Below are 4,934 nucleotides of genomic sequence, written 5' to 3'. Positions count from 1 at the left end.
GTGTTCGCATGGGGGCCTCGGGTCCGGACTCGTGTTCAGCAACGATTGTGTGAAGCACGACACCGCGAGACTTGACGGAACTCTGAACAGGCGACGAACGGCGCCCATGCGTTGGCAGCACGAGACGCCGTGCAACGGGATGCAAGCGAGGACGGCCTGCAGCTCGCCGGAATGACAGGACCGGTCGTCCCGATTCGTCGCATGGCTCACAACTTGAAACCGAAGTCCCCGGCCGCGTCACCACGTCGACGTCGAGGCCATGTTGAGACCTTCCGTGTGCCGCGTGGCGCCTGTCACATCCACTGACGATGGTCATCGATTCATCAACTGTCGGTCAAGCCGCGCCGCGCCTGCGCACGTAGCCTCGCTCGCATGTTGTTGACATCCCTCGATCCTGTGAATCCAATTTCTTCGCGCCTGTCCGCGCTGGCCCTCGCATCGATCCTCGCACTGGCCGCGCTCGCAGCCTGCGGCGGCGGCTCGGGCTCGAGTGACGGCGCCACCGCACAAGGCGAGTCGGCCGGCAGCGGCGGCGCCGCCGACATCACCGCCGCCATCCTGGCCAACGCCAATGTCGTGCTGACCGGCGATGCGGTGATCCGGCTGCCGGCAGGCGTCAGCACCTACACCGGGGTGATCTCCGGCCAGGGCCGGCTCACGCTCACGCCGGCCGGCGGCAGCGCCAGCCCCGGCACGCTGGTGATCACGCAGGCCAGCACCTTCACGCTGCCCGACGCGCAGCAGGTGCAGGTGGTCACGAAGAAGACCTGGCCCGGTGCCGGCTACCAGCTCGAGATCGCCGGCAGCAACCCGCCGGTGCTGACCATCGATGCCGGCGCCACGCTGCAGATCGGCACCAACAGCAGCGCCGACAACAACCCGAACATCATCGCCACCTCCGACAGCAAGAACCCGGCGAGCGTGGTGAACGGCGAGGTCAACCTCGACAACATCCTGAACAACGGCCGCCTCGTGCTGAAGAGCGCGAACTTCATCCGCCTCGGGCAGGTCAGCGGCAGCGGATCGATCTCGCAGCTGCCCGACGTGTGGGGCGGCAACACGCTGGGCGGCGCCAGCAGCTTCTCGGGCGTGCTGTCGCTGAGCGCCGGGCAGGACTTCGGCAGCAACCACGTCGCCGCGGCGCTGCCGAATGCGAAGGCGGTGCTCAACGAAGGCTCGTGGCTGGTGTGGAGCCCGCCGGGCAGCGTCGTCACCGTCAGGCAGGACATCTTCGAGGCGGCCTTCGGCGGCGACATCAACTTCCACCCGATCGGCAACTCGACGATCGTGATGAGCGGCGTCTACGGCCACACCGACAACAGCCCGCACGGCAGCCCGAACCTGGTCGATCCCGGCCTGAGCGACCCTGGCCTGAACCTGGCCAAGGTGATCTACCGCGGCGGCGCGAACGCCGTCAACGGCAACGATGCCAGCTACCGCGGCATCAACATCGAGGCCGGCGGCACCGTGCAATGGGGCGACGGCACGCACAACCGCTTCTTCCTGCCGTCGGCACCGTCGCCGGCGGCGGTGAACCCACCGGCCGGCAAGAAGAACGCGTACATCAACCTGCACCGCGGCGGCACGCTGGCCTTCAACTACAACGGCCCGGTGACGCTGAACGTCGGCATCACCGGCGGCGGTGGCGGGCCGGACAAGAGCGAGACCACCGGCGCCGGCAACGTCACGGTGATGGGCACGCCGGGCAACGACGTCACCTTCGCGCAGCCGCAGAACTACCACGGCATCACCACCATCGGCGCGAAGGCCGTGCTGCGCCTGGGCACCGGCCAGCCGGTGCCGCTGAACTACATCACCATCAACGCCGACAAGAACACCCGCAGCACGCTGCTGCAGGCCACCTACAGCGGCGACGCCAGCCTGCTGCCGGCGGCCGCCGGCGATGCGATCGTCAACGACGGCCAGCTGGTGGTGCAGAACACCTCGACGGACATCGCGTTGTCCAACATCAGCGGCAGCGGCAGCCTGCTGCAGCGCGGCAGCGCCACCACGACGCTGTCGGGCAACCGCTACAGCGGCACGACGACGATCGACGGCGGCACGCTGCTGGCCGCCGGCGCCGATGCGTTCGGCACCGGCAGCGTGGTCAACAACGCGGCGCTCGGCTTCGCGAGCGGCCAGCACGAACTCGGCCTGGGCGGCAATTTCACGCAAGGCGCGAACGGCGTGCTGACACTGAACATCGCCGGCACCCGGCCGGGCGTCGACCAGGACCACCTGTCGACGGCCGGCCGCGCGGTGCTGGGCGGAACCTTGAAGCTGAACGTCGGCAGCGGCCTCGCTGCCGGGCAGACGCTGGTGCTGATCGAGGCCGCCGGCGGCTTGAGCGGTGCGTTCGGCAGCATCGACATCCAGGGCACCCAGGTCGTGACCGGCCAGGACGCGACCCGCTTTTTCGTGAGGATCCCATGAGGCGTCGTCAACTTCTTGCGTCGGCCCTCGGGGTCGGCGTGCTCGGCGCGGCCGGCTGCGGCAGCGAACCCGGCAGCGGTGACGGTGACGGCGACGCGGTAGCCCCGCGGGCGCGCACCTTCGTGCACCCCGGCCTGCTGCATACCGAGAGCGATTTCGAGCGCATGCGCAAGAAGGTCGCCGCCCAGGCCCAGCCGTGGCTGAGCGGCTGGAACGCGCTGACTTCCAACGGCCGCTCGCAGCTGGGCGCGTCGCCGCGGCCGCTGCAGACGGTGGTGCGCGGCGGCGACGGGCAGAACTTCGCGCAGCTCTACATCGACACGGCGCGCGCCTACCAGCTGGCGCTGCGCTGGAAGGTGTCGGGCGACACGCGCTATGCCGACCTGTGCGTCGCCTTCCTGAATGCCTGGTCGTCGACGCTGACCGGCATCACCGGCAATGCCGACCGCTTCCTGGCCGCCGGCATCTACGGCGTGCAGTTCGCCAACGCGGCCGAGATCCTGCGCACCTACCCGGGTTGGGCCGCGGCCGACCTGGCGCGCTTCCAGGACATGATGCTGAAGGTGTTCTATCCGCTGAGCAGCGACTTCCTGGTGCGGCACAACGGCGCCGTCATCACGAACTACTGGGCGAACTGGGACCAGTGCGCGCTGGCCTGCGTGCTGAGCATCGGCGTGCTGTGCGACCGGCCGGACATCTACGACGAGGCGATGGCCTACTACCGCAACGGGGCCGGCAACGGCGCCGCGCTGCAGGCGGTGTGCCACGTGCACCCGGGCTACCTCGGCCAGTGGCAGGAGAGCGGGCGCGACCAGGGGCATGCCACGCTCGGCATCGGGCTGGCCGGCATGTTCTGCGAGATGGCCTGGAACCAGGGCGACGACGTCTACCGGTTCGACAACAACCGCTTCCTGGCGGGCGCCGAGTACGTCGCGAAGAGCAACCTGGTCGATGCGGCCGGCGCCTTCTACGCGATGCCCTATCACGAGTACAGCAACAAGCAGGGTGTCAGCACCGGCGTGTCGCCGGCCGCCCTGGGCGCCCGGCGCCCGGTCTGGGAATCGGTGCTGCACCACTACGAAGGCCGGCTCGGCGTGGCCGCGCCCTGGGTCAAGCGGCAGGCCGAGCAGCTGCGGCCGGAGTACGACGGCGGCAACGGCGACCAGCTCGGCTTCGGCACGCTGACCTACGCGCGCGAGCCGCGCACCGGCGGCAGCCCGAGCGGCCTGACGGCGCGCCTGCACGGCGGTGCCGTGCTGCTGTCGTGGTGGGGCGTGCCCAATGCACCGTCGTACCGCGTCAAGCGGGCCGACCGCGCCGGCGGGCCCTACACGACGGTCGCGACGGTCAGCGACCTGCTGACCTGGACCGACACGCCGGCGCCGGGCGCCACCTTGCTGCACTACGTCGTCACCGCGGTGGATGCGGCCGGCGGCGAGAGCGCGGCATCGGCCGAGGTCTCGGTGTCGGCGACGCCGCGGCTGGTGCTGCACCAGCCGTTCGACGAAGGCGGCGGGCGGGTCTTCGACGGGTTGAAGGATTTCGCCAGCCTGCCGCCGGGACTCGTCGAGACACTGGGCGATTGCACGCTGGCGGCCCGCGTGCGGGTGGACGCCGCGCAGGCCTGGGCGCGCCTCTTCGACGTCGGCTCCGGGCCGCGGCGCAGCATGTTCCTGACGCCGCGCAACGCCGCCGGCGTCGTGCGCTTCTCGATCGACACGGTGCACGGCTACGGCGCGCAGATCATCGACGGCACGGCCCTGCCGACCGGCGCATGGGCGCACGTGGCAGTGACCCTGTCGGGCAGCACCGGCACCCTCTACGTCAACGGCGTGGCGGTGGGCACGAATGCCGCGATGACGCTCGCGCCCAGCGACCTCGGCGCGGGCATGGACGGCTGGATCGGCCGCTCGCAGTACGCCAGCGATCCCTACCTGAAGGGCGCGGTGCGCGACCTGCGCGTCTATGCCGGTGCGCTGGATGCGCAGGCGATCGCGGCGCTGGCGGGGGCGTGACCATTCACCTCCGCATCGGCAGCCGCTTTGCAAGCGGTACGAATTGGTATCTTTGAGAAACCTCGATTGGAATACCAATCCAGTACCAGCACACTCCCTCCCTGGTTTTTGTATGCATCTCAACCGGAGATCAGGGAGATGAAAGTGAAAGCACTGGGTATGAGCATGGTTGCCGTCGCGATCGGCAGCCTGTGGGGGCAAGTCCAGGCCGCGTCGGCCTACGGCGAGCAGGGCGTCTGGGCCAGCGACGTGCAACTGGCGCAGTCCAGCGCGCCCGCCTGGCGCGAAGGCGTCACCTACACCGTCGGCACGGTGGTGAGCTATGGCGGCCGCGACTATGTCGCGCTGGTCACGCACACCGCCTGGGCGGGCACCAACTGGACGCCGCCGACCACGCCGTCGCTGTGGTCGCCGACGAACGCCGCCCCGGCCCCCGCGCCGGCTCCTGCACCCGCTCCCGCGCCGTCGCCCGCACCGGCGCCGAGC

3 protein-coding genes are annotated in these 4,934 nt (G+C 70.0%); all 3 read left to right on the top strand.

Going from position 1 to position 4,934, the window contains the following annotated elements; translation table 11 throughout:
• Nucleotides 1-372 precede the first annotated feature (372 nt).
• Nucleotides 373-2,433, top strand: coding sequence for an autotransporter (locus AC1D15_RS17935; protein WP_477827050.1), 2,061 nt, complete (start codon nt 373-375; stop codon nt 2,431-2,433).
• Entirely contained in the window at nt 2,430-4,448 is a 2,019-nt protein-coding gene (locus AC1D15_RS17930; protein WP_477827049.1) for a LamG-like jellyroll fold domain-containing protein, read from the top strand. The genes AC1D15_RS17935 and AC1D15_RS17930 overlap by 4 nt, the downstream gene beginning before the upstream one ends.
• Nucleotides 4,449-4,607: 159 nt before the next feature.
• Nucleotides 4,608-4,934: carbohydrate-binding protein (locus AC1D15_RS17925; protein ID WP_477827048.1), on the top strand; the 327-nt coding region annotated here is incomplete at its 3' end.

Source organism: Rhizobacter sp. P2_H2 (assembly GCF_056403375.1).
Note: the sequence above shows the minus strand (reverse complement) of the source record. Positions and strands in the feature narration are given on the sequence as shown.